Source organism: Delftia sp. DLF01 (assembly GCF_014852125.1).
Lineage (GTDB): Bacteria > Pseudomonadota > Gammaproteobacteria > Burkholderiales > Burkholderiaceae_C > Comamonas > Comamonas acidovorans.
This window is the reverse complement of sequence record NZ_JACVAZ010000001.1, coordinates 524,949-545,667: the sequence shown is the minus strand read 5'-3', so window position 1 is coordinate 545,667 and position 20,719 is coordinate 524,949. Positions and strand designations below refer to the sequence as shown.

Below are 20,719 nucleotides of genomic sequence, written 5' to 3'. Positions count from 1 at the left end.
CTTTGTGTGTGTTCGCTCCTGACCGTGAGGTGTTCATGCCCGTTTCAAAGTCCGTGAAGTCCAAGCAGGCCCCCGAAGCTCCAGCGAAGCCCAAGACTTCGACAACCTCTTCAGCCCCGGCCAAGGCCGGTGCCGGCAAAGCCGCTGCAGGACCGAAGAGCGCCGCATCTGCGGCCAAAGCAAAGAAAGATACCGACGTGGTAACCAAGTCCCAAGCCGAACTCAAAGCCATGGCCGACGAGCTGCTCGCCGCCGCGACCCCCAAGCGCGGCCGCAAGAAGGCAGCCGAAGGCGACGACGCCCCCGCACAGACCGAAAAGAAGCCTGCCGCCGCCAAGAAGGCGCCGGCCAAGGCAGCCGCAAGCTCCACCGCCGCTGCCAAGACCCCCGCCAAGCGCGGCCGCAAGCCCAAGGCCAAGGAAGGCGGCGACGACATCGATGATGCCGACCTGTCCGACATCGATGGCGACATCGATGGCGAAGGTGAAGGCGAGTCCGAGGTCGAGACCGAAGTGGAAGTCGAGGTCGAGACCACTTCGGCCCCGGCCGAAAAGGTCAAGCCCCTGCGCATGAAGATCAGCAAGGCCAAGGAACGCGCCTTGATGAAGGAATTCGGCCTGGACGAAACCGTCCTGACCGAAGAGGAAATGTCCACCCGCCGCCAGCGCCTGAAGGCGCTGATCAAGCTGGGCAAGACGCGCGGCTACCTGACGCACAGCGAAATCAACGACCACCTGCCCGACAAGCTGGTCGATGCCGAGACGCTGGAAGTCGTGATCTCCATGCTCAACGACATGGGCGTGGCCGTCTACGAGCAGACTCCCGATGCGGAAACCCTGCTGCTGAACAACACGGGCCAGTCCGCCACCACCGAAGAGGAAGCCGAGGAAGAGGCCGAAGCCGCCCTGTCCACGGTGGACTCCGAGTTCGGCCGCACCACCGACCCCGTGCGCATGTACATGCGCGAAATGGGCACGGTCGAGCTGCTGACGCGCGAAGGCGAAATCGAAATCGCCAAGCGCATCGAAGGCGGCCTGATGGACATGATGGAGGCCATCTCGGCCTCGCCTGCCACCATCGCCGAGATCCTGGCCATGTCCGAGGAAATCCGCGAAGGCAAGGTCGTCATCTCCACCATCGTCGACGGCTTCGTCAACGCCAATGAGAACGACGACTACGTGGCCGAAGAAGACTTCGACGAATACGACGAAGAGGACGACGACGACGGCAAGGGCGGCTCCAAGGCGCTGACCAAGAAGCTCGAAGAGCTCAAGAACGAGGCGCTGCGCCGCTTCGACGCCATGCGCGAGAACTTCGACAAGATGCACAAGGTGTACGACAAGGACGGCTACGGCACGCCCGTGTACATGAAGGTGCAGAAGGCCCTGACCGAAGAGCTGATGACCATCCGCTTCACGGCCAAGACCATCGAGAAGCTATGCGACCTCGTGCGCGCCCAGGTGGATGACGTGCGCAAGAAGGAACGCGAGCTGCGCAAGATCATCGTGGACAAGTGCGGCATGCCGCAGGAGACCTTCATCGCCCAGTTCCCGCCCAACCTGCTGAACCTGCAGTGGGTGGTGCAGCAGGTCGCGGCCGGCAAGCCCTGGAGCAACGTGCTCGAGCGCAACATCCCGCCCGTGCAGGAGCTGCAGCAGAACCTGATCGACCTGCAATCGCGCGTGGTCGTGCCGCTGGACGAGCTCAAGCGCATCAACAAGCGCATGAACGATGGCGAGCGCGCCAGCCGTGACGCCAAGAAGGAGATGATCGAAGCCAACCTGCGCCTGGTGATCTCCATCGCCAAGAAGTACACGAACCGCGGCCTGCAGTTCCTGGATCTGATCCAGGAAGGCAACATCGGCCTGATGAAGGCGGTGGACAAGTTCGAATACCGTCGCGGCTACAAGTTCTCGACCTATGCCACGTGGTGGATCCGCCAGGCCATCACGCGCTCGATCGCCGACCAGGCGCGCACCATCCGTATCCCGGTGCACATGATCGAGACCATCAACAAGATGAACCGCATCTCGCGCCAGCATCTGCAGGAGTTCGGCTTCGAGCCCGATGCGTCCATCCTGGCGGCCAAGATGGAGATCCCCGAGGACAAGATCCGCAAGATCATGAAGATCGCCAAGGAGCCGATCTCCATGGAAACGCCGATCGGCGACGACGACGATTCGCACCTGGGCGACTTCATCGAGGACACCAACAACACCGCTCCCGTGGACGCCGCCATGCAGGCCGGCCTGCGCGACGTGGTCAAGGACATCCTCGACGGCCTCACCCCGCGCGAAGCCAAGGTGCTGCGCATGCGCTTCGGCATCGAAATGTCCACCGACCACACGCTGGAAGAAGTGGGCAAGCAGTTCGACGTCACGCGCGAACGCATCCGCCAGATCGAGGCCAAGGCCCTGCGCAAGCTCAAGCACCCGAGCCGCTCGGACAAGCTGCGCAGCTTCATCGACTCGCTGTAAGGCGCTGTGGATGCCGGCCCCCGGGCCGGCAACCGCCCCCTGGAAAGCCCCGCACTCCCCTGCGGGGCTTTTTGTTTGTGACGGGCCATCTGCCGGGCAGGGCGGTGGTGGCGCGATAGACTGCCGCCTTTGTCTGCACGGGCAACAGCATGGCTCTCGAAATCGAACGCAAATACCTGGTGGCCGACCCTGGCATCGTGGCAGGCCTGACGGGCGTGCGCATGGCGCAGGGATACATCGCCGACAACGGCATGTGGGTGCGGGTGCGCATCGCCGGAGACACCGGATTTCTCACGCTCAAGGGCCCGGCACGCGGCATGAGCCGGGCCGAATTCGAATACCGGATCCCGCTGGCCGATGCCGAGACGCTGCTGGCCCAGCACTGCGCGCATGGCGCCATCGACAAGGTCCGCTACATCGTGCCGGTGGACGGCTTCGACTTCGAGGTCGATGTGTTCGAAGGCCCCCTGGCCGGCCTGGTCACGGCCGAGATCGAGCTGGCCAGCGAGGATATCCAGCCGCCATCGCCCGCCTGGCTGGGCGCGGAGGTCACCTCCGACCTGCGCTACAGCAATTCGCAACTGGCCAAGACCCGGCAGCTGCCTTCGCCGGCCCTGCTGCCGGGTTGAAGCAAAACGGCCCTGTTGCCGCGCCAGGACGGCCTGTGCCGCGGCAGTTCAGCCGCCGGCCCGGTCCAGGGCCATGGCCTGCACCTGCAATCCGGAGCCCTCGCGCAGCGGCTGCAGATCGCCCTGCGCCCGGAAGCCATGCGCCAAATACAGCCGCATGGCGGGAGAGTCTGCTGCGGTCACGCCCAGCCGCACACGCCGCATGCCCATCTGCCAGGCCCAGGCGACGGCCTGCGCCAGCAGCGCCTGGCCCGCGCCCCGGCCACGCGCGGCAGGATCGACCCACATCTGAAAGAGGTCGGCCATGCCGGGCTCGTCGGCACACAGCTTGCACCAGACCAGGCCGCAGGCCTGTTCGCCGTTGACGGCGAAGAGCACCCTGTCCCTGCCCCCGGCAGCAGCGGCCTGCAGCCGTGCAGCCCAGTCCGCGTCAGCCCTTGCAGCCTCTGCCGCCCAGGTGCTGCCGAAGGCGTCGGGGGCATCGCGCAGGGCACGCAGGCGGATATCGCGGTACTGCGGCCATTCATGGGGATCAACGGGGCGGATGGAGATCATGGAGCTTTCTGCGTCGGACAAAGGGGTTGGGAAAGAGAACCTCAGCCCCGGCCATGCCGGGCTGCGAGCACCGCCAGCATACGGAAGAAGGCGGCACCGATCTCCTCCTCGCAGACGCAGGCGTATCCCAGCAGCAGGCCGCGCCGCTTGTGCGGGCCTGCGTAATAGCGCGACAGCGGCTTGACGAAGATGCCCGCCTGCCGGAGATCCTCGGCAAGCGCCACATCGTCGTCCTGGCCCGGCAGCTGCATCACGAAATGCAGGCCTGCGCTGCTTTCCACCCAGGGCAGGTGGTCGACGCCCAGGTAGCGCTCGATCAGGGACAGCAGCATGCGGCGGCGCTTGCCGTAGAGCAGGCGCATCTTGCGGATGTGGGCGGCGTAGTGGCCTTCGGTGATCAACTCGGCAATCACCTGCTGGGGCAGCTGGTGCCCCTCGCGGTACAGCTCGGAATGGATGCGCCGCAGGGGCTCGGCCAGCGCCGGTGGCAGCACCATGTAGCCCATGCGCAGCCCCGGATAGAGGGTTTTGCTGAAGGTGCCTATGTAGATCACGGGCGCACCTTCCTCCATGCCCTGCATGCTGGGCACGGGACTGCCGGAGAAGCGGAATTCGCTGTCGTAGTCGTCCTCCACGATCCAGGCGCCCACGCGGCGTGCATAGGCAATCAGCGCACGGCGCCGGGCCATGCTCATGACGGCGCCCAGGGGATATTGGTGCGAGGGCGTGACGAAGATCAGCCGGGGCGCGGGCAGGCCTTCGGGCAGTTGCATGCCCTCCTCGTCCACGGGCACGCTGTGCAGGTGCAGCCCGTGCTGCATGCGCAGCACGTTGGCAATGCCCCAGTAGCCGGGCTCCTCCATCCACACGCAGTCGCCGGGATCGGCAAGGCTGCGCACCACCAGGTCGATGGCCTGGTGCACGCCTTCGGTGATCAGCACCTGGCCCGGCCCGCAGTCCACCGAGCGCGCCACGCGCAGGTGCTCGGCCAGGGCCTGCTTGAGCGTGTCCACGCCGCCGCGCGTGCCGTAGGTCAGCAGTTGCGGCCCGGCGTGGCGCAGCAGGCGGTTGTGGATGCGCGCATAGGTGGCGCGCGGAAATTCGGTCACATCGGGCACGCCGGGCATGAAGGCGCCCCATTGCTGCTCGGAGGCCTGGGCCGTTTTCAGCAGGGCCTGCGCCTGTGCAGACAGGCCGCCGCCCGGTGCGGGCGCCGCGGCGGTGGCGCGGCGTGCGGGCGCACGCCCGCCGCTCAGCAGCAAGGCCGCGGGCAGGGTGTCCACCACATGCGTGCCCCGCCCCACCTGGCTGCGCACATAGCCCTCCACCTGCAGCTGCTCGTAGGCGTGGTTGACGGTGTTGCGCGACACGCCCAGCTCGCGCGCCAGGTCACGCGAGGCAGGCAGACGGCTGCGCGGCAATAGGGCCCCGCTGTCTATGGCCTGGCGGATGGCCAGGTACAGGCCCCGATTGAGATGGGTGCGGTCGCCGCCCAGCCCGCGCCAGTCCATCTGGAGGATGAGATCCGCGCACACGGAGGGTTTTGCCATGCCTGCCTTGGGGGAGTGAGATAGAGGTGGAAGTGGAGGCGCTCTCAATTGGCACCACCATCTTTTCAAAAGATGGCTCCAGTCATGGAACCAATGACCACTATAACGGGAAGCCTTGCATCCCCATCAACGGAGAACCCTCTCATGTCCAGCGCCACCGCCTCTTCCCCGAACCAGCAACTCCAGAACCGGCGCAACGCCGCCATGCCGCGCGGCGTGGGTGTGATGTGCGGCTTCCATGCCGTGCAGGCCGACAACGCCCTGCTGACCGATGCCGAGGGCCGGCAGTACATCGATTTCGCGGCCGGCATTGCCGTGCTCAACACGGGCCACCGCCATCCGCGCGTGGTCCAGGCCGTGCAGCAGCAGCTGGAGCGCTTCACGCACACGGCCTTCCAGATCGTTCCCTACGAAAGCGCGATTGCGCTGGCCGAGCGCATCAATGCGCTGGCGCCCATCGCCGGCCCGGCCAAGACCGCCTTCTTCACCACGGGCGCCGAGGCCGTGGAGAACGCCGTCAAGATCGCGCGCCATGCCACGGGACGCTCGGCCGTGATCGCCTTCCAGGGCGCCTTCCATGGCCGCACCCAGCTGGGCATGGCACTGACGGGCAAGGTGGCGCCCTACAAGCAGGGCTTCGGCCCCATGCCGGGCGAAGTCTTCCACGCGCCCTTCCCCGGCGAGCAGGCGGGCGTGAGCGTGCAGCAGTCGCTGGACGCCATTGCCATGCTGCTCAAGACCTCGGTGGACCCGCAGCGCGTGGCCGCCATCATCGTGGAGCCCGTCCAGGGCGAAGGGGGCTTTCACCCCGTGCCTGCCGCCCTGTTCACCGGCCTGCGCCAGCTGTGCGACCAGCACGGCATGCTGCTGATCGCCGACGAGGTGCAGACCGGCTTCGCTCGCACGGGCAAGCTGTTCGCCATGGAGCACTACGGCGTGCAGCCCGACCTGATCACCATGGCCAAGAGCCTGGGCGGCGGCCTGCCGATCTCGGGCGTGGTGGGCCGCGCGGCCATCATGGACGCACCCCACCCCGGCGGCCTGGGCGGCACCTATGCCGCCAACCCGCTGGCCGTGGCCGCGGCCCATGCCGTGCTCGACGTGATCGATGAAGAACGGCTGTGCGAGCGCGCCCACGCACTGGGCAACCAGCTGCGCGCGCGCCTGCAAGCCCTGCAGGCGCAGGATGCCGGCATTGCCGACGTGCGCGGACTGGGCTCGATGCTGGCCGTGGAGTTCCGCCTTCCCGGCAGCGGCGAGCCCGATGCGCAGCGCGTGGCCGCCGTCGTCCGGCACGCGCAGGAGCAGGGCCTGCTGCTGCTGACCTGCGGCCTGTACGGCAACGCCATCCGCTTTCTCTATCCGCTGACGATTCCACAGCCGCTGTTCGCCAGGGCCCTGGACATCATCGACAGCGCCATCACCCAGAGCGCGTCCCAGCCAGTCGCCGCCTGAATCCCATCCCAGCCATACCCTGCCGCACCATGAGTCTTTCACTGCAACGTCCCGATCTGTTCCGCCAGGCCTGCCTGCTTGCCCAGGGCTGGCACCCCGTGGGCTCCGGCCCCGCCATTGACGTCTTCAACCCCGCCACGGGCGAGCGCCTGGGCCAGGTGCCTGCCCTGCAGGCCGGCGAAACCGAAGCCGCCATTGCCGCCGCACAGCGTGCACTGCCCGCCTGGGCCGCGCTGACGGGCAAGCAGCGCGCAGGCATCCTGCGCCGCTGGTTCGACCTGATGCTGGCGCACCAGGACGATCTGGCGCGGCTGATGACCCTGGAGCAGGGCAAGCCCCTGGCCGAGGCACGCGGCGAGATCGCCTACGCGGCCTCCTTCATCGAATGGTTTGCCGAGGAAGGCAAGCGCGTGGACGGAGAACTGCTGCAGTCGCCCACGGCCGGCCAGCAACTGCTGACGCTGCGCGAGCCCATTGGCGTGTGCGCCGCCATCACGCCCTGGAACTTCCCGGCCGCCATGATCACGCGCAAGGCCGGCCCGGCGCTGGCCGCCGGCTGCACCATGCTGGTCAAGCCGGCCGAAAGCACGCCCTTCACGGCCCTGGCCCTGGGCGTGCTGGCCCAGGAGGCCGGCATTCCCGCCGGCGTCTTCCAGGTGCTGACCGGCCACCCGCAGGACATCGGCCAGGCGCTGACGCAAAGCCCCGTGGTGCGCAAGCTCAGCTTCACAGGCTCCACGGCCACCGGGCGGCTGCTGATGCGCCAGTGCAGCGACACGGTCAAGAAGCTGTCGCTGGAGCTGGGCGGCAATGCGCCGTTGATCGTGTTCGACGATGCCGATATCGACCAGGCCGTGGCCGGCATCCTGGCCTCCAAGTTCCGCAACGCGGGCCAGACCTGCGTATGCGCCAACCGCATCTATGTGCAGGACGGCATCCACGACGAACTGGCCCGCCGCCTGGCGCGGGCCATGGCGGAGTTCAAGGTCGGCAACGGCCTGGAGCCCGGCGTGACGCATGGCCCGCTGATCAACGAGGCCGCCGTGCAGAAGGTGGAAAGCCATGTGGCCGACGCGCTGTCCAAGGGCGCACGCCTGCTGGCCGGTGGCAGGCGCCCGGTGCCGGGCAAGCTGTTCTTCGAGCCCACGCTGCTGGCCGATGTGAACGACAGCATGCGGGTCTGCGAGGAAGAGACCTTCGGCCCGCTGGCGCCGCTGTTCCGTTTCCACGACGAGGACGAAGTGGTGCGCCGCGCCAACGACACCATCTACGGCCTGGCCGCCTATCTGTTCACCAACGACAACCGCCGCATCTGGCGCGTATCGCGTGCGCTGGAGTACGGCATGGTGGGCATCAATACCGGCCTGATCTCCAACGAGGTCGCGCCCTTCGGCGGCGTCAAGCAGTCCGGCCTGGGCCGCGAGGGCTCGCGCCACGGCATCGAGGAATACCTGGAAACCAAGTACCTGTGCCTGCAGACGGCATGAGCACGGCATGAGGACGGCATGAGGACGGCCTGAAGTCCGCAGTGCCCCCCGGCAGGGAAGACAGCATGGGCCCTTGACGGCAGCCTGGCTAGACTGGGCGCCATCAAAGGCCTATCCGATTCGCACCATGGACGCTTCTTCCGCCAGCCCCTCCTCCCCCACCGCGCCACTGCGCATCGCCGTCATGGGCGCAGGCGCCGTGGGTTGCTATTTCGGCGCACTGCTGGCACGCGCCGGCCACCAGGTCAGGCTGATCGGCCGTCCCGCCCATGTGCAGGCCGTGCAGCAGCATGGCCTGCGGCTGGAGACGGCGGCGCTGGACATCCAGGTGCCCATGCAGGCATCGACCGAGGCCAGCGCCGTGCGCGATGCCCATGTGGTGATGTTCTGCGTCAAGTCCACGGCCACCGAGGAAGCGGCCCGCGAGATGCAGCCGCACCTGGCGCCGGGCGCCCTGGTGCTGACCATGCAAAACGGCGTGGACAACGACGAGCGCGTGCGCGCCGTGCTGGGCCCGTCCGTGGCCGTGGCGGCCGCCGTGGTCTATGTGGCCACGGCCATGGCCGGTCCCGGCCATGTGCGCCACTTCGGGCGTGGCGAGCTGGTCATCGCGCCCTCTGCACTCAGCGAACAGGTGGCCCTGCAGTTTGGCAAGGCAGGCATTGCCGTGCAGGTTTCGCCCGATGTGCGCGGCGCGCTGTGGGCCAAGCTGGTGATCAACTGCGCCTACAACGCGCTGTCGGCGCTGTGCCAGCTGCCCTACGGCCCGCTGGTGCAGGCGCCCGGCGTGGCGCACGTGGTGGACGACGTGGTGGCCGAATGCCTGGCCGTGGCAAGGGCAGACGGCGTGGCCCTGCCCGGCGACGTGCCCGCTGCCGTGCGGGGCCTGCCGGCCACCATGCCGGGTCAGTTCTCATCCACCGCCCAGGATCTGGCGCTGGGCAAGCCCAGCGAAATCGACCACCTGAACGGCTATGTGGTGCGGCGCGGCGAGGCCCTGGGCGTGCCCGTGCCGCTGAACCGCACGCTGCAGGTGCTGATCAGGCTGGCCTCTTCACGCATGCAGGCCAGCCAGGCGCCCCGGAACCCGCCTCAGAACTCGTAGTTGGCAGACACCCACAGGCGGCGGCCTTCCTGGTTGTTCGCGTAGCGGTTGCCAAAGATCACGGTACCCTGGACCTGGCCCGGTACGTTGTAGGGCTGGTAGTCCACGAAATCCTTGTTGAACAGGTTGTAGATGGCCGCGTTGATGGTGAACTGCTTGCTCACGCGGTAGCTGCCACCCAGGTGGAACTGGGTATAGGCCTTGTAGTTGCCCAGCGCGGCCTTGGCGGCCTGGGAGCTGGCGCTGGTGCCGGGGTCGCGGAAGCGCTCGCTGCGGTATTCGGCACGCAGCCACAGGTTCCACTGGGCACCCGGCTCCCAGTTCAGGCGGGCGTTGAGCGCATGCTTGGGCGTGTCGCTCAGCGGGTTGCCCCGGTTGGGGCCGCTCTTTTGCTCGCTCCTGGTGAAGGTGTAGTTGGCGCTGGCATTCCAGCCGCGCGCCAGCGGCATGCGCGCGCTCAACTCCAGCCCGCGCGTGACGGCCTCGTCCACGTTGATGGACTGGCCGAAGGCATCCACCAGGGGCCAGTTGCCGAAGCTCACGCAGCCGGGGCGGTTGGGCGCTGCCGCAAAGTCGCAGTTGATCAGGCCCGGGCCGCTGGTGATCTTGTCCTTGAACTCGTTGTTGAACACCGTGGCGCTGCCTGCAAAGCCCGTGGGGCTGTCGAAATAGACGCCCAGTTCGGTGGTGCGGCTGGTTTCGGGCTTGAGGTTGGGGCTGCCCACCAGCGGCAGGCGGCCCTGCTGGCCAAAGCCGTTGATGCCGGGCGCCAGCTGTTCCACGCGCGGCGTCTTGTAGCCGTTGCTGATACCGCCCTTCACGGTCCACTGCGGCGCGGCATTCCACACGCCGTAGATGCGCGGGCTGAGCTTGCCGCCGAAGAGGCTGTGGCGGTCATAGCGCGCGCCCAGCGTGAGCTTGAAGGCGTCGGTCAGGCTCCATTCGTCCTCGGCAAACAGGGCCTTCTGCGTGAAGGCGAACTTGTTCGGCGCCACGCCGTCCTTCATCTCGGCATCCCACCACTGGCCGCCCAGCATGGTCAGGTGGGCACCCCAGGGCAGGACCAGCTTGCTGTCCAGCACCTTGCTTTCCACCTCCAGCGTGCGCGCAGCGCCCGGTGTCGCGCCCGGCGTTCCCGGGGGAACGGTGCGGCCCATGGTTTCGGTGCGGTTGACCATGAAGCTGGTGTCCCAGGTTCCGAAGCCGAAGCGGCCCGTGTGCGCCAGCGTGAGCTGGTCGCGGTTGTATTTCTGCTCGGGGCCGTAGCCGCCCTGCAGCCCCAGCGTGCCGAGCTGGCCGCGCGAGTTGTCATAGGTCTGGCGGCCCGAGTCCAGGTCCAGCGTGATGTCGTGGTACCTGTTGGGCGTGAGCGCCAGGCGCAGGCCCAAGTTGTTGATCTCGGACTTGACGGGGTTGCCGCCCATGAGGGGAACGGCGGGCTGGCCGTTGGCGCCCGCATAGGTGATGTCCGAAGCGGCCCGGCGCTGCGTGCTGCCGCGGATCGACAGACCCAGCAGGTCCTCCTTGATGGGGCCGCTCAGGTAGAACTTGCCGGATTTGATGTCGCCGAACTCCGACTCTTGCTGCAGCGTGTAGTCGGCGCTGACGCTGCCCGTCCAGGTCTTGCCGACCTTGCGGGTGATGATGTTGATCACGCCGCCCATGGCGTCGGAGCCGTAGAGCGTGGACATGGGGCCGCGGATGACCTCGATGCGCTCGATGGCGCCGATGGGCGGCATGAAGCTGGTCTGCGTCTCGCCAAAGCCGTTGGGCGTGACGTTGCCGGCCGAGTTCTGGCGGCGGCCGTCGATGAGCACCAGCGTGTAGTCGCTGGGCATGCCGCGGATGCTGATGTTCAGGCCGCCGGTCTTGCCTGCGGGGGCGCCCACGTCGATGCCTTCCACGCTTTCCAGCGCGTCGGTCAGGCTGCCGAAGCGGCCCTTGGCCAGTTCCTCACGCGGGATGACGGTGATGGAGGCCGGCGCCTCCTTGATGTCCTGCTCGAAACCCGAGGCGGAGACCACGACTTCGCGCAGCTCCGTGGCGGGCGCGGCATTGCCTGTTGCCGTCTGTGCACAGACGGCGCCCGAAGCGCAGACGGCAGCCACCACAAGGGCCAGATGGGAAGGACGCGACGGAAGAACTCCGCGCAGATCGCGATACGACATGCAAACACTCCAGAAACGGAAAACGGGCTGTGGGGCCCGTGAAACTCGCTTTGAAATGTTTGGTTATGCGATGGGATGGGGATATGTAACGAAATTATATGAACATTGAGAATCATTTCCATTCTCACGAGCACAATAGGATTTATCTGTCGTACCGATGCTACGTTCCTAGGAGCAAACCGGCCCATCTTTGCGCTCGCGCAAGCGGGGTTCAGTACACATCGCGCCGGTATCGGCCGCTGCGCACCAGCAGCTCCATCTGCGCCTCGCCCAACACGGCGTGCAGCGCCTGGTCCACGCCCTGGGCCATGCCCTGCAGGCTGCCGCACACGTAGACGGCTGCGCCCTGCGCCACCCATTGGCGCAAGACATCGCCGGACTGCGCCAGCAGGTCCTGCACATAGGCGCGCGGCGCGCCTTCGCTGCGGTCGCGCGAGAAGGCCAGGTCCAGGCGCTGCAGCACGCCGCCATCGCGCCATGCCTGAAGCTCGTCGCCGTACAGCCGGTCGTGCGCCGCATTGCGCTCGCCGAACAGCAGCCAGTTGGGACCCAGGCCCGCCGCAGCACGCGCGCGCAGGTGGCTGCGCAGGCCCGCCAGGCCCGTGCCGTTGCCGATCAGCACCAGCGGGCGCTGCAGGTTGTCTTCCAGTCGGAAATTGCGGTGCGCACGCAGCCTCAGGGTGATGGCTGCCCCCAGGGGGGCGCCCTGAGTGAGCCAGCCCGAGGCCAGGCCCGGCGAGCCATCCTCGCGCCGCGCCTGGCGCACCAGCAGGTGCACGCAGCCATCCTGGGCGATGGAGGCGATGGAGTACTCGCGCGGATGCTGCGGGTCCGCAGGAATGCAGACCTGCGCCAGGTCGCCGGACTCCCACAGCGCGGGCTCCGTTGCAGGGGGCTGCAGCTCGATGTGGAACACCGGCTCGCCTGCGCTGCCCGGGTTCATGTGCCGGCGCGCGGCCAGCGTCCATTCGCTGAAGACCGGCTGCTCCCATGCCGGCATGTCGCCCAGGCTGCTGATCTGGGTCAGCTGGTGCTGCCAGGCGGTCAGCGCCTGCGGCGCGCCGTTGTCCATTTCAATGCGCTCGAACCAGGGCCTGGCGCCACCGGCACGCAGCCAGCTGTCCAGCGCGCGGCCAAAGCCGCAGAACTGCGCGTACTGCCGATCGCCCAGCGCCAGCAGACCGTATTGCAGATGGGACAGCGGCCGTGCATCGGCCATGGCGTGCGCCAGGAACAGCGCCGCGTTGTCGGGCGGGTCGCCCTCGCCATAGGTGCTGGCGATGAACAGCGCCCTTTGCGTGCGCGCCAGCAGGTCGGCATCCACAGCGTCCAGGGCGCACAGGTGCACGCTTTCTCCGGCTGTGTGCAGCAGTCGGGCGGTTTCGCGCGCCAGTTCCTCGGCCTGGCCGGTCTGGCTGGCATAGGCCACGAGCAGGGGCAGCGCGCCCTCGCGTGCGCTGGTCAGCGCAGCCGCTTCCTGCCGGGCCCGCATGCGCTGGCGGCGCTCGCGCCACCAGATGGCGGCGCACATGGCCGCATAGAGCAGGACCAGCACGGCGGCTGCGAGTACGCGCAGCCCAGGGTCGGACAAGGTCATGGCAGGACCGGGAATCTACACGGCGGAAAAAGTGAAGGAAGCGCTCACGGCAGCAGCGCGGCAAAAGCCGTTGTCATCGCCATGGCAGGGCCTTGGGCAGTGCGCTCGCAAAGCAGCGCCGCCACGCCGCGCCGCTCGGCAAAGGCCAGGCCCTCGCGCGGCCCCAGCACGGTGAGCACAGTGGCCAGGGCGTCGGCCTGCATGCATTCGGCATGCAGCACGGTGACGCTGGTCAGGCCATGCGCCACGGGCTCGCCGCTGCGCGGATCGATGGTGTGGGAGTAGCGGCGCCCGCCCTGCTCGAAGGCATGCCAGTGGTCGCCCGAGGTGGCGATGGCCATGTCGCGCAACGGCAGCGCCAGCGGCGTGGACGGGTCCGCCATGCTGGCCACGGCCACGCGCCAGGGCTGGTTGCCAGGGCGCTGACCGCAGGCCCGCAGCTCGCCGCCCACCTCGACGAGGAAATCGGTATGGCCCAGCGCCTGCAGGCGCTCGGCGACCAGGTCCACCGAATAGCCTTTGGCAATGCCGCTGAAGTCCACATGGACGGCGCCGTGCTGCAGCGCGCGCCGGCCCGCCAGGTCCAGCACGATGCGCTGGTAGCCCACGCGCTCGCGCACCCGCCGCAGCGCATCGGCATCGGGGATGCCGGCGCCCTGCGCCTTTTCCGCACGCGGGCCGAAGCCCCACAGATCGACCAGCGGCCCCACGGTAGGGTCCCAGGCGCCGCCGCTGACCTGTGCCCACTCGAGTGCACAGGTCAGCACGGTGAAGAATTCTGGCGGCAGTGCATGCCAGCTGCCGGGCTCGGCGCGGTTGAAGCGCGAGATGTCGGAGCCGGCTTCCCAGTTGCTCATCTGGCGCACGACCAGGGCCAGCGCAGCCTCTATGGCCTGGCGCGCCTCATCGAGCGGGCGGAAATCCGGGTTGTGCAGGCGCACGCTCCAGGTCGTGCCCATGGCCTCGCCGGTGAGTGTTTGCAGCGCGGCCGGATCTGACCGCCGCACCGCCTGCGGCGCGTAGCCGGAGACGGCAAAGGACGCCGCGCCTGTGGACACAGGCGCGGCAAGGCCCCGGCCTGCGCTGCCCTGCAACAGGGCGGGCGCGAAGCTCACGCGCACGGGCGCGGGCGCAGACGGAGCCCCGGGTGGGGACGCAAGGCTCAGGGCAGCACCTCGAACGTGCCCACGTAGGACAGGCGGCGCTCCTTGGCCTGGGGCAGCGATGTCTTGCTGTCCTGCGCGTCGGCATCCACCCAGTACATGCCGGCGGTGGGCCAGGTCACGCTGAACTCGCCCTTGGCGTCGGTCGTGGCCTTGATCTCGCCCTTGTTGTCGCGGTAGCGCGTGGCGCCGGGCACCAGCACGACTTCCAGGTTGGCGGCGGGCTTGCCGTCCACATGGAAGGCGAAGGTGGCCTTCTCGCCCTTGACCAGGTCGTTGGGATGGGTCACGGGCACCAGCTCCAGCCCCTTGCCGGAAGGCTTGACGGCACTGGGCTTGCCCACGGTCACGAAGGTCTCGATGCGGCCCACGGACTGGGTCACCTTCAGGTCCTGCGCGTCGGCGGGCACATCGGCGGCGAACTTCTCGGGCGAGCCGCGCCAGCGGCGGTTCTGGCCTGTGGCCTTGTCCTTCCAGGAGGCAAACAGGCCGTCGTTGACGATGGCCAGGCGGTAGGTGCCGCTTTGCTGCAGGTCCAGGTCGAACACGCTGCGCAGCTTGCCGCGATGGGCATTCTGCGGCGCGACGGCCGAGCCGTCCGGCGCCGAGACAACGAGGTTGTCCAGGCCCAGCGGCACGTGGTTGAAGAAGAACAGGTCGTTGGAGACAGCGGCATCCACCGTGATCCATTCGGCCTTGGACAGCACCGTGGTCGAGGGCAGCAGCCACAGGTTGTGGGCCTGCGCGGCCTGGAAGGCGCCGCAGGCAATGGCGAGGCTGGCAGCCAGACGGACGGCAAAGCGGGTCTTGGACTTCATGAAAAATCTCCTTGGTTCGTGGATGGGTCTGGCACGTGCAGCGATGGCGTAGTCCCCCTCGTGAGGGGGAACGCGCACAGCGCCTCAGCGGCTTTCAATTTCAAGGCTTGAGCTCGACGCTGATCTCGCCCAGCTCGCTGCTGCCCTTGGCGCTCAGTTGCTCGGCCTTGGCCGCGGGCCACTTGAAGGGCACGGTGACCACTTCGCGGCCGCCGACTTCGCGCGCGGCCTCGACCACGAGCTTGTATTCACCGGGCGGCAGCTTGGCGAAGGGATTGGCGCCTTCGGTGAAACTCAGCTGGTGCTTGCCCACGGGACGCGTGGGGCTGGTCACGCCATCGATCGGCAGGGTCAGGTCACGGCCCGTGCGGCGCCACCACTGGCGCATGTCCTTGAGCCACTTCGTGCCTTCGGCATTGCGCATCTTCACGTCGTACCAGACCGACAGCGTGGAGGCCACCGAGGCGTCGGCGCGCTCGATCCACACGGCCACGTAGGGGCGGTGGTATTCGGCGACATCCAGGCGCGGAATTTCCACGCCCACGTTCAGGCCGGCGGCAAAGACCGGGACCGCGCCCAGGCAGGCGCCAAGCGCCATGGTGTAGCGCAGAGAGAAGTGCGGATTCATTGGCAAGGCTCTTTCGGTTCTCAGTGGATCAACAGGAGGGCCAGCAGCATGGGAATCACCAGCCCCATGCCGACCATGGGCCAAGTGAAGGGGCGGTTGCCTGCATGCATCTTCAGGATGAACAGGCCCGTGACGGTGAACACCAGGCAGGCTGCGGCAAAGATGTCGATGAACCAGCTCCAGGCGGCGCCCGTGTTGCGGCCCTTGTGCAGGTCGTTCAGATAGGCGATCCAGCCCCGGTCGGTGCGCTCGTATTCGGCCTCGCCATCGGCCAGGGCAACGCGCACCCAGGCATCGCCGCCGGGGCGTGGCAGGGAGACATAGAGTTCGTCGGCCGTCCATTCGGCCTCGCGGCCCTCGGCCTCAAGGCCCCACTGGCCGCGCACCCAGTCCGCAAACGGCGCAGGCACGGGCGCCCGGTCGCGCGGCTGGCTGGCCTGCTGCTGGACCAACTGCACGCGCAGCGCATCGGGCAATGCCGCCTCGCCCCGCACGATGCGCGGCCTGGACTCGATCTGCCCCGCATGGTTGAGCGTGAACCCCGTGACGGCGAACAGCAGCATGCCGATCAGGCACAGCGCGGAGCTGACCCAGTGCCACTCGTGCAGTGTCTTGAGCCAGTAGGAACGGCGCCGAGGGTCCGGTTTGGGGGGTGTCATCGCAACAGAAAAAGGCGGCAGCGCCACGCGGCGTCAACCATCACGGATGGCGGGCACGGGAGCCCAGGAAAGGAAAGGCCCGGGGATTCTACCGCCCACAAATAAGAATTGATCGCATTTACACAAGCTTTACCGGCTTAATCGTGCGCCACGCCAAGGCGGTGCCAGCATCACTCAAAGTAAAATAAGAATGCTTATCACTTGCATCTCCCCCTCTTCACCCTTCGTGTCCTGTCCCGCCGTGACTCCCCACCAGGCCCTTGCCCATCTCTACCGGCAGCACCATGGCTGGCTGCGCACCTGGCTGCAGCGCCGGCTGGGCCATGCAGGCGATGCGGCAGATTTCGCACAGGACACCTACGTGCGCGTGATGGAGTCCCGCACCGAACTGTCCGAGATCCGGGAGCCCCGCGCCTTCCTCACCACGGTGGCCAAGCGCGTGATGGCCAACCACCTGCGCCGCCGAGAAATTGAACGTGCCTATCTGGACACGCTGGCGCTGCAGCCCGAGCCGCTGGCGCCCTCGCCCGAGGAACGGGCCATCGTGCTGGAGACGCTGTGCGAGCTGGACCGCCTGCTCGACGGCCTGCCGCCCAAGGTGCGCGCGGCCTTTTTGCACGCCCAGCTGGACGGCATGGCCTATGCCGAGATCGCGTTGCTGCTGCAGGTCTCGGTCAGCTCGGTCAAGCAGTACATGGCGCGCGCCATCCGGCATTGCTACTTCCCGGAACATGCGGCATGACGCAGCGCTGCGCTGCCGGGCGCGTCCATGGCGCCGATGGCTCCACCCATAGTGCCGACCCCGCGCTGCCGCCTGACGTGGTCCACAGCGCCGTGGACTGGCTGGTGCAGTTGTGGTCAGGCGATTGCACAGAGGAACAACGCGCGCAATGGTTGGACTGGCGCGCGGCCCATCCGCTGCATGAGCGGGCCTGGCAGCGCATCGAGGCCACGAATGCGCAGCTCAGGCTGCCTGACGCACGCCCGCACAGCAGCCCCCTCAATGGACCCCTTGCCACGGCCACGCTGGCGCGCAGCCTCAAGACCGCCCAGTCACGCCGCCGCCTGCTGGCCAGCGTCGCTGGCCTGGCCGGCGCAGGTGCTGCGGCATGGACTGCGCATGAGCGCCTGCCCTGGCAGGCCTGGAATGCCGATGTCAGCACCGCCAAGGGCGAGCGGCGATCCCTGCAGTTGCCCGATGGCACGCAGCTGCTGCTCAACACCGAGACGTCCGTGGACCTTGCCTTCGACGACCAGCTTCGCCGCGTGCTGCTGTTGCGCGGCGAGCTGATGGTCACCACCGCCCATGACACGACCCAGCCCGCGCGCCCCTTTGTGGTGGACACGCCCGCGGGCAGGCTGCGCGCCCTGGGCACGCGTTTCACGGTGCGCCATGACATGGAGACTGCGGATACGCGCGTGGCCGTTTTCGAGGGCGCGGTCGAGGCCCGCAGCCGCACGGGCGGGTTGCTGCGTGTCGACAGCGGCGAAGCCGCAAGGCTCAGTGCCACGCAGGCCCTGGCGGCCGGCGCGGCCGGCGAGGGGCCGGGCTGGGATGAAGGCGTGCTCGTGGCCTCGGACATGCGCCTGGACCGCTTCATCGACGAACTGCGCCGCTACCGACCCGGGCTGATCACGCTGGCACCCGAGGTGGCCGGGTTGCGCCTGTCGGGCGTCTTCCCGCTCGCCGATACGGACCGGATCCTGCAGTCCCTGGTACAGGTGCTGCCCGTGCGCATCCATGTGCCGGTGCGCTACTGGGTGCGCATAGGTCCGGCATGAAGAGAAGGCGGCGGGACAACCCGGCCCGGTGACATCGGTCTGTACCTTTTCCCATCTCGCGTGACAAGCAGGGGAGAGGCGCTTTGCGGCGCCATGTTTCCTCCCTGATCCAAAGACCGCACCAACATGTCCGACCTCCATCACCAGCGCCGCCTCGCTACCGCGGCGGCACGCGTCCTCCGCCCCGCGCAGCCTGCGCCCGTGTTCCACCTGTCCGCGTTGACCCTGGCCCTGGCCGCCGCACTGGCCAGCCTGTCCGCCCTGCCCTTGCCCGCGAAGGCCCAGGGCCAGGCCCAGACAGGTACCGAGCGCGTCCAGGCCTACGACATTCCGGCAGGACCGCTGGAGGCCGCGCTCACGCGCTTCGCCAAGGCCTCGGGAGTGCTGCTGGCCTATACGCCTGAGCTGGTGCGCGATCTGCAAAGCCCGGGCCTGCAGGGCAGCCATGCGCCGGCCGAGGCGCTGACCCGCCTGCTGGCGGGCTCGGGCCTGGCGGCCGCGACCTCGGGCAACGGCGGCTATACGCTGCGCCGCTCGCAGGCATCGCCTGCGTCCTCGACAGCGCCTGCCGCATCAGCCGTGGGCGCCACCACGCTGGGCGAGGTGCACGTCACCGCCAAGGCCGAGGTCGGCAGCGCCACGGAAGGCACGGGCGCCTACACCGCGACCGGACCCAGCAGCACGGCCACGGGCCTGGGCCTGTCGCTGCGCGAGACGCCGCAGTCGGTGAGCGTGATGACGCGCCAGCGCATGGACGACTTCAAGCTGGAGACGCTGACCGACGTGCTGGAGCAGACGCCCGGCGTGGCCGTGGTCCGCCAAAGCGAGATGACCACCTTCAACGTGCGCGGCTCCAGCGTCAACCTGCAGACCGATGGCAGCCGCCAGCTCACCAATGGCTGGGGCTGGAACACGCACATCATGTACTCGCTGGACGATCTGGCCGAGATCGACCGCGTTGAAGTGCTCAAGGGCTCGTCGGGCCTGATCAATGGCGACGGCGCCTACGGAGCCACGGTCAACCTGATCCGCAAGCGCCCCACGCGCGACTTCCAGGCCAGCGCAATGGCCAGCGCGGGCAGCTGGGGCACCTACCGTGCCGATGCCGACATTGCCGGTCCGCTGAACCAGGAAGGCAGCCTGCGCGGCCGCCTGGTGGCCTCGCGCAAGAGCGGCGACAGCTTCCGCGACCACCAGCACAGCAACAGCTCCATGCTGTACGGCACGCTGGAATACGACCTCACCCCCGACACCCTGCTGAGCGCCGGCATCACCTACCGCCAGCGCGAGCTGCGCGGCTCGGGCGGCACCACGCCCATCCAGGGCTACACGGGCACCGGCCAGTTCGTCGGCTGGATGCCGCGCTCGCTGAACATCGCCGCGCCCTGGTCGGGCTACGAGCAGGAGTCGCTCAACAGCTTCGCGCGCCTGGAGCACCGCTTTGCCAGCGGCTGGAAGGCCAAGCTGCAGATGTCGCATGAAGAGGTGAAGACGCCCGACATGCAGATCGGCCTGCTGCGCTACGCCCTGCCCAGTTCGGCCCAGTTCGCGGCCTACAAGGACATCGAGTCCCGCAACCAGAACATCAGCATCGACGTGCAAGGCCCGTTCACGCTGTTCGGCCGCCAGCATGAGTTGCTGGTGGGCGCGGGCGCCGCACGCAACCGCACCACGCTGCTGCGCGGCGCGCGCCCCGGCCTGGACCTGCCGCAGGTGGACTTCAGCCAGGGCGGCGCAGCCATCCCGGCGCCAGCGGACAACATCCCCTATTCCAACGACCTGTTCAGCAACAAGCGCAGCTATCTCTACAGCGCGGCACGCCTCAATCTGGCCGATCCGCTGAAGCTGATCGCCGGCCTGCGCGTGACCAACTACGACCAAAAGGATGTGACCGACATCAGCTGGTACAACTACAACATGCGCGAGCACGGCGTGGTCACGCCCTATGCGGGCCTGGTATATGACGTCAGCCCGAACATCTCGCTGTATGGCAGCTACGCCAGCATCTTCAAGGCGCAAAGCGCCAAGGATCTGCAGGAACGCACCCTGCCGCCCGAGGAGGGCCTGACCTACGAGATCGGCGCCAAGGGCGAATTCTTCGACAAGCGGTTGAACGCCAGCGTCGCCCATTTCTGGATGCGCACCGACAACACGGCCGTGGAAGACGGGCTCATGCCCAATGGCGACACGGCCTACCGCGCGGTCCAGGGCGCGCGCAGGCGCGGCTTCGAACTGGAACTGTCCGGCGAGCTGGCCAAGGGCTGGCAGGCCCAGGGCAGCTACGTGACCATCAACAGCAATCTGGACAACGCCGCCACCAGCCCGCGCCACCAGTTCAAGCTGGGCACCACCTACCGCTTCGCGCAGGGCGCGCTGTCCGGCCTGACCGTGGGTGGCGCCGCGCGCTGGCAGAGCGCCATCTCCACCAGCCGCGGCGCCGCCACGCTGCGCCAGGACGCCTACTGGGTGATGGACCTGATGGCGCGCTACCAGATCAACCGCCATCTCAGCATCGCGGCCAACGTCAACAACCTGTTCGACAAGCACTATTTCTCGGGCGTGACCAACTTCAATGCCCAGGGCCTGTACTACACCTGGGGCGCGCCGCGCAGCGTCAACGTGAGCATGCGTTACGACTTCTGAGCG

16 protein-coding genes are annotated in these 20,719 nt (G+C 67.9%); 8 read left to right on the top strand and 8 right to left on the bottom strand.

The genetic code is table 11. The features are described from left to right. Positions 1–35 precede the first annotated feature (35 nt). Both rpoD and IB269_RS02435 read left to right on the top strand, forming a co-directional pair. Positions 36–2,477, top strand: coding sequence for an RNA polymerase sigma factor RpoD (gene rpoD, locus IB269_RS02440; protein ID WP_013801152.1), 2,442 nt, complete (start codon positions 36–38; stop codon positions 2,475–2,477). 149 nt (positions 2,478–2,626) lie between these two features. Then, complete coding sequence (locus IB269_RS02435) at positions 2,627–3,106, top strand: CYTH domain-containing protein (RefSeq protein WP_043819133.1); 480 nt, start codon at positions 2,627–2,629, stop codon at positions 3,104–3,106. A gap of 48 nt (positions 3,107–3,154) precedes the next feature. Here IB269_RS02435 and IB269_RS02430 read toward each other — a convergent pair whose 3' ends face one another. After that, on the bottom strand, positions 3,155–3,661 hold the full coding sequence (locus tag IB269_RS02430) for a GNAT family N-acetyltransferase (RefSeq protein WP_192366344.1): 507 nt from the start codon (positions 3,659–3,661) through the stop codon (positions 3,155–3,157). A 41-nt stretch (positions 3,662–3,702) separates the two neighbouring features. After that, positions 3,703–5,211 carry a PLP-dependent aminotransferase family protein gene (locus IB269_RS02425; RefSeq protein WP_192366343.1) on the bottom strand — a complete coding sequence of 503 codons (1,509 nt, stop codon included), beginning with the start codon at positions 5,209–5,211 and terminating at the stop codon, positions 3,703–3,705. A 144-nt stretch (positions 5,212–5,355) separates the two neighbouring features. On the opposite strand from IB269_RS02425, the gene gabT reads away from it, so the two are divergent. The 3 genes from gabT to IB269_RS02410 all read left to right on the top strand — a co-directional run bounded on the left by gabT (position 5,356) and on the right by IB269_RS02410 (position 9,258). Further along, positions 5,356–6,666, top strand: a complete 1,311-nt coding sequence (gene gabT / locus IB269_RS02420) for a 4-aminobutyrate--2-oxoglutarate transaminase (RefSeq protein WP_192366342.1) — start codon at positions 5,356–5,358, stop codon at positions 6,664–6,666. A 29-nt stretch (positions 6,667–6,695) separates the two neighbouring features. Then, positions 6,696–8,153 (top strand): NAD-dependent succinate-semialdehyde dehydrogenase, encoded by a 1,458-nt coding sequence (locus IB269_RS02415; RefSeq protein ID WP_192366341.1) that lies wholly within the window; start codon positions 6,696–6,698, stop codon positions 8,151–8,153. A 127-nt stretch (positions 8,154–8,280) separates the two neighbouring features. Beyond that, the gene (locus IB269_RS02410; protein ID WP_192366340.1) at positions 8,281–9,258 is read left to right on the top strand and encodes a ketopantoate reductase family protein; all 978 of its coding nucleotides are present in this window, start codon (positions 8,281–8,283) and stop codon (positions 9,256–9,258) included. Here IB269_RS02410 and IB269_RS02405 read toward each other — a convergent pair. The 6 genes from IB269_RS02405 to IB269_RS02380 form a co-directional block, all read right to left on the bottom strand. Further along, on the bottom strand, positions 9,246–11,426 hold the full coding sequence (locus tag IB269_RS02405; protein WP_192366339.1) for a TonB-dependent receptor domain-containing protein: 2,181 nt from the start codon (positions 11,424–11,426) through the stop codon (positions 9,246–9,248). The two genes, IB269_RS02410 and IB269_RS02405, sit on opposite strands and share 13 nt — an antisense overlap. 211 nt (positions 11,427–11,637) lie before the next feature. Beyond that, entirely contained in the window at positions 11,638–13,023 is a 1,386-nt protein-coding gene (locus tag IB269_RS02400; RefSeq protein ID WP_192366338.1) for a sulfite reductase subunit alpha, read from the bottom strand. A gap of 44 nt (positions 13,024–13,067) precedes the next feature. Next, positions 13,068–14,144, bottom strand: coding sequence for an FAD:protein FMN transferase (locus IB269_RS02395; RefSeq protein WP_192366337.1), 1,077 nt, complete (start codon positions 14,142–14,144; stop codon positions 13,068–13,070). 41 nt (positions 14,145–14,185) lie between these two features. Next, positions 14,186–15,004, bottom strand: coding sequence for a DUF4198 domain-containing protein (locus IB269_RS02390; RefSeq protein ID WP_012206854.1), 819 nt, complete (start codon positions 15,002–15,004; stop codon positions 14,186–14,188). 100 nt (positions 15,005–15,104) lie between these two features. Next, entirely contained in the window at positions 15,105–15,632 is a 528-nt protein-coding gene (locus tag IB269_RS02385; RefSeq protein ID WP_034396360.1) for a DUF2271 domain-containing protein, read from the bottom strand. Positions 15,633–15,652: 20 nt separating this feature from the next. Continuing rightward, on the bottom strand, positions 15,653–16,291 hold the full coding sequence (locus IB269_RS02380) for a PepSY-associated TM helix domain-containing protein (RefSeq protein WP_192366336.1): 639 nt from the start codon (positions 16,289–16,291) through the stop codon (positions 15,653–15,655). 190 nt (positions 16,292–16,481) lie between these two features. On the opposite strand from IB269_RS02380, the gene IB269_RS02375 reads away from it, so the two are divergent. From IB269_RS02375 to IB269_RS02365, 3 genes are all read left to right on the top strand, one after another. Continuing rightward, positions 16,482–17,033: a sigma-70 family RNA polymerase sigma factor gene (locus tag IB269_RS02375; RefSeq protein WP_225613946.1), complete on the top strand. Its 552-nt coding sequence runs from the start codon at positions 16,482–16,484 to the stop codon at positions 17,031–17,033. Next, entirely contained in the window at positions 17,030–18,073 is a 1,044-nt protein-coding gene (locus IB269_RS02370) for a FecR domain-containing protein (protein WP_192366335.1), read from the top strand. Before IB269_RS02375 ends, IB269_RS02370 begins: the two co-directional genes overlap by 4 nt. A 126-nt stretch (positions 18,074–18,199) precedes the next feature. Next, a complete protein-coding gene (locus IB269_RS02365) occupies positions 18,200–20,716 on the top strand; it encodes a TonB-dependent siderophore receptor (protein WP_192366334.1) in 2,517 nt (838 codons plus the stop codon). The last annotated feature ends 3 nt before the right edge of the window (positions 20,717–20,719 follow it).

Coding starts and splice junctions, on each gene's coding strand:
- rpoD (WP_013801152.1), top strand. CDS start 36: ATGCCCGTTTCAAAGTCCGTGAAGTCCAAGCAGGCCCCCGAAGCTCCA.
- IB269_RS02435 (WP_043819133.1), top strand. CDS start 2,627: ATGGCTCTCGAAATCGAACGCAAATACCTGGTGGCCGACCCTGGCATC.
- IB269_RS02430 (WP_192366344.1), bottom strand. CDS start 3,661: ATGATCTCCATCCGCCCCGTTGATCCCCATGAATGGCCGCAGTACCGC.
- IB269_RS02425 (WP_192366343.1), bottom strand. CDS start 5,211: ATGGCAAAACCCTCCGTGTGCGCGGATCTCATCCTCCAGATGGACTGG.
- gabT (WP_192366342.1), top strand. CDS start 5,356: ATGTCCAGCGCCACCGCCTCTTCCCCGAACCAGCAACTCCAGAACCGG.
- IB269_RS02415 (WP_192366341.1), top strand. CDS start 6,696: ATGAGTCTTTCACTGCAACGTCCCGATCTGTTCCGCCAGGCCTGCCTG.
- IB269_RS02410 (WP_192366340.1), top strand. CDS start 8,281: ATGGACGCTTCTTCCGCCAGCCCCTCCTCCCCCACCGCGCCACTGCGC.
- IB269_RS02405 (WP_192366339.1), bottom strand. CDS start 11,426: ATGTCGTATCGCGATCTGCGCGGAGTTCTTCCGTCGCGTCCTTCCCAT.
- IB269_RS02400 (WP_192366338.1), bottom strand. CDS start 13,023: ATGACCTTGTCCGACCCTGGGCTGCGCGTACTCGCAGCCGCCGTGCTG.
- IB269_RS02390 (WP_012206854.1), bottom strand. CDS start 15,004: ATGAAGTCCAAGACCCGCTTTGCCGTCCGTCTGGCTGCCAGCCTCGCC.
- IB269_RS02385 (WP_034396360.1), bottom strand. CDS start 15,632: ATGAATCCGCACTTCTCTCTGCGCTACACCATGGCGCTTGGCGCCTGC.
- IB269_RS02380 (WP_192366336.1), bottom strand. CDS start 16,291: ATGACACCCCCCAAACCGGACCCTCGGCGCCGTTCCTACTGGCTCAAG.
- IB269_RS02375 (WP_225613946.1), top strand. CDS start 16,482: ATGCTTATCACTTGCATCTCCCCCTCTTCACCCTTCGTGTCCTGTCCC.
- IB269_RS02370 (WP_192366335.1), top strand. CDS start 17,030: ATGACGCAGCGCTGCGCTGCCGGGCGCGTCCATGGCGCCGATGGCTCC.
- IB269_RS02365 (WP_192366334.1), top strand. CDS start 18,200: ATGTCCGACCTCCATCACCAGCGCCGCCTCGCTACCGCGGCGGCACGC.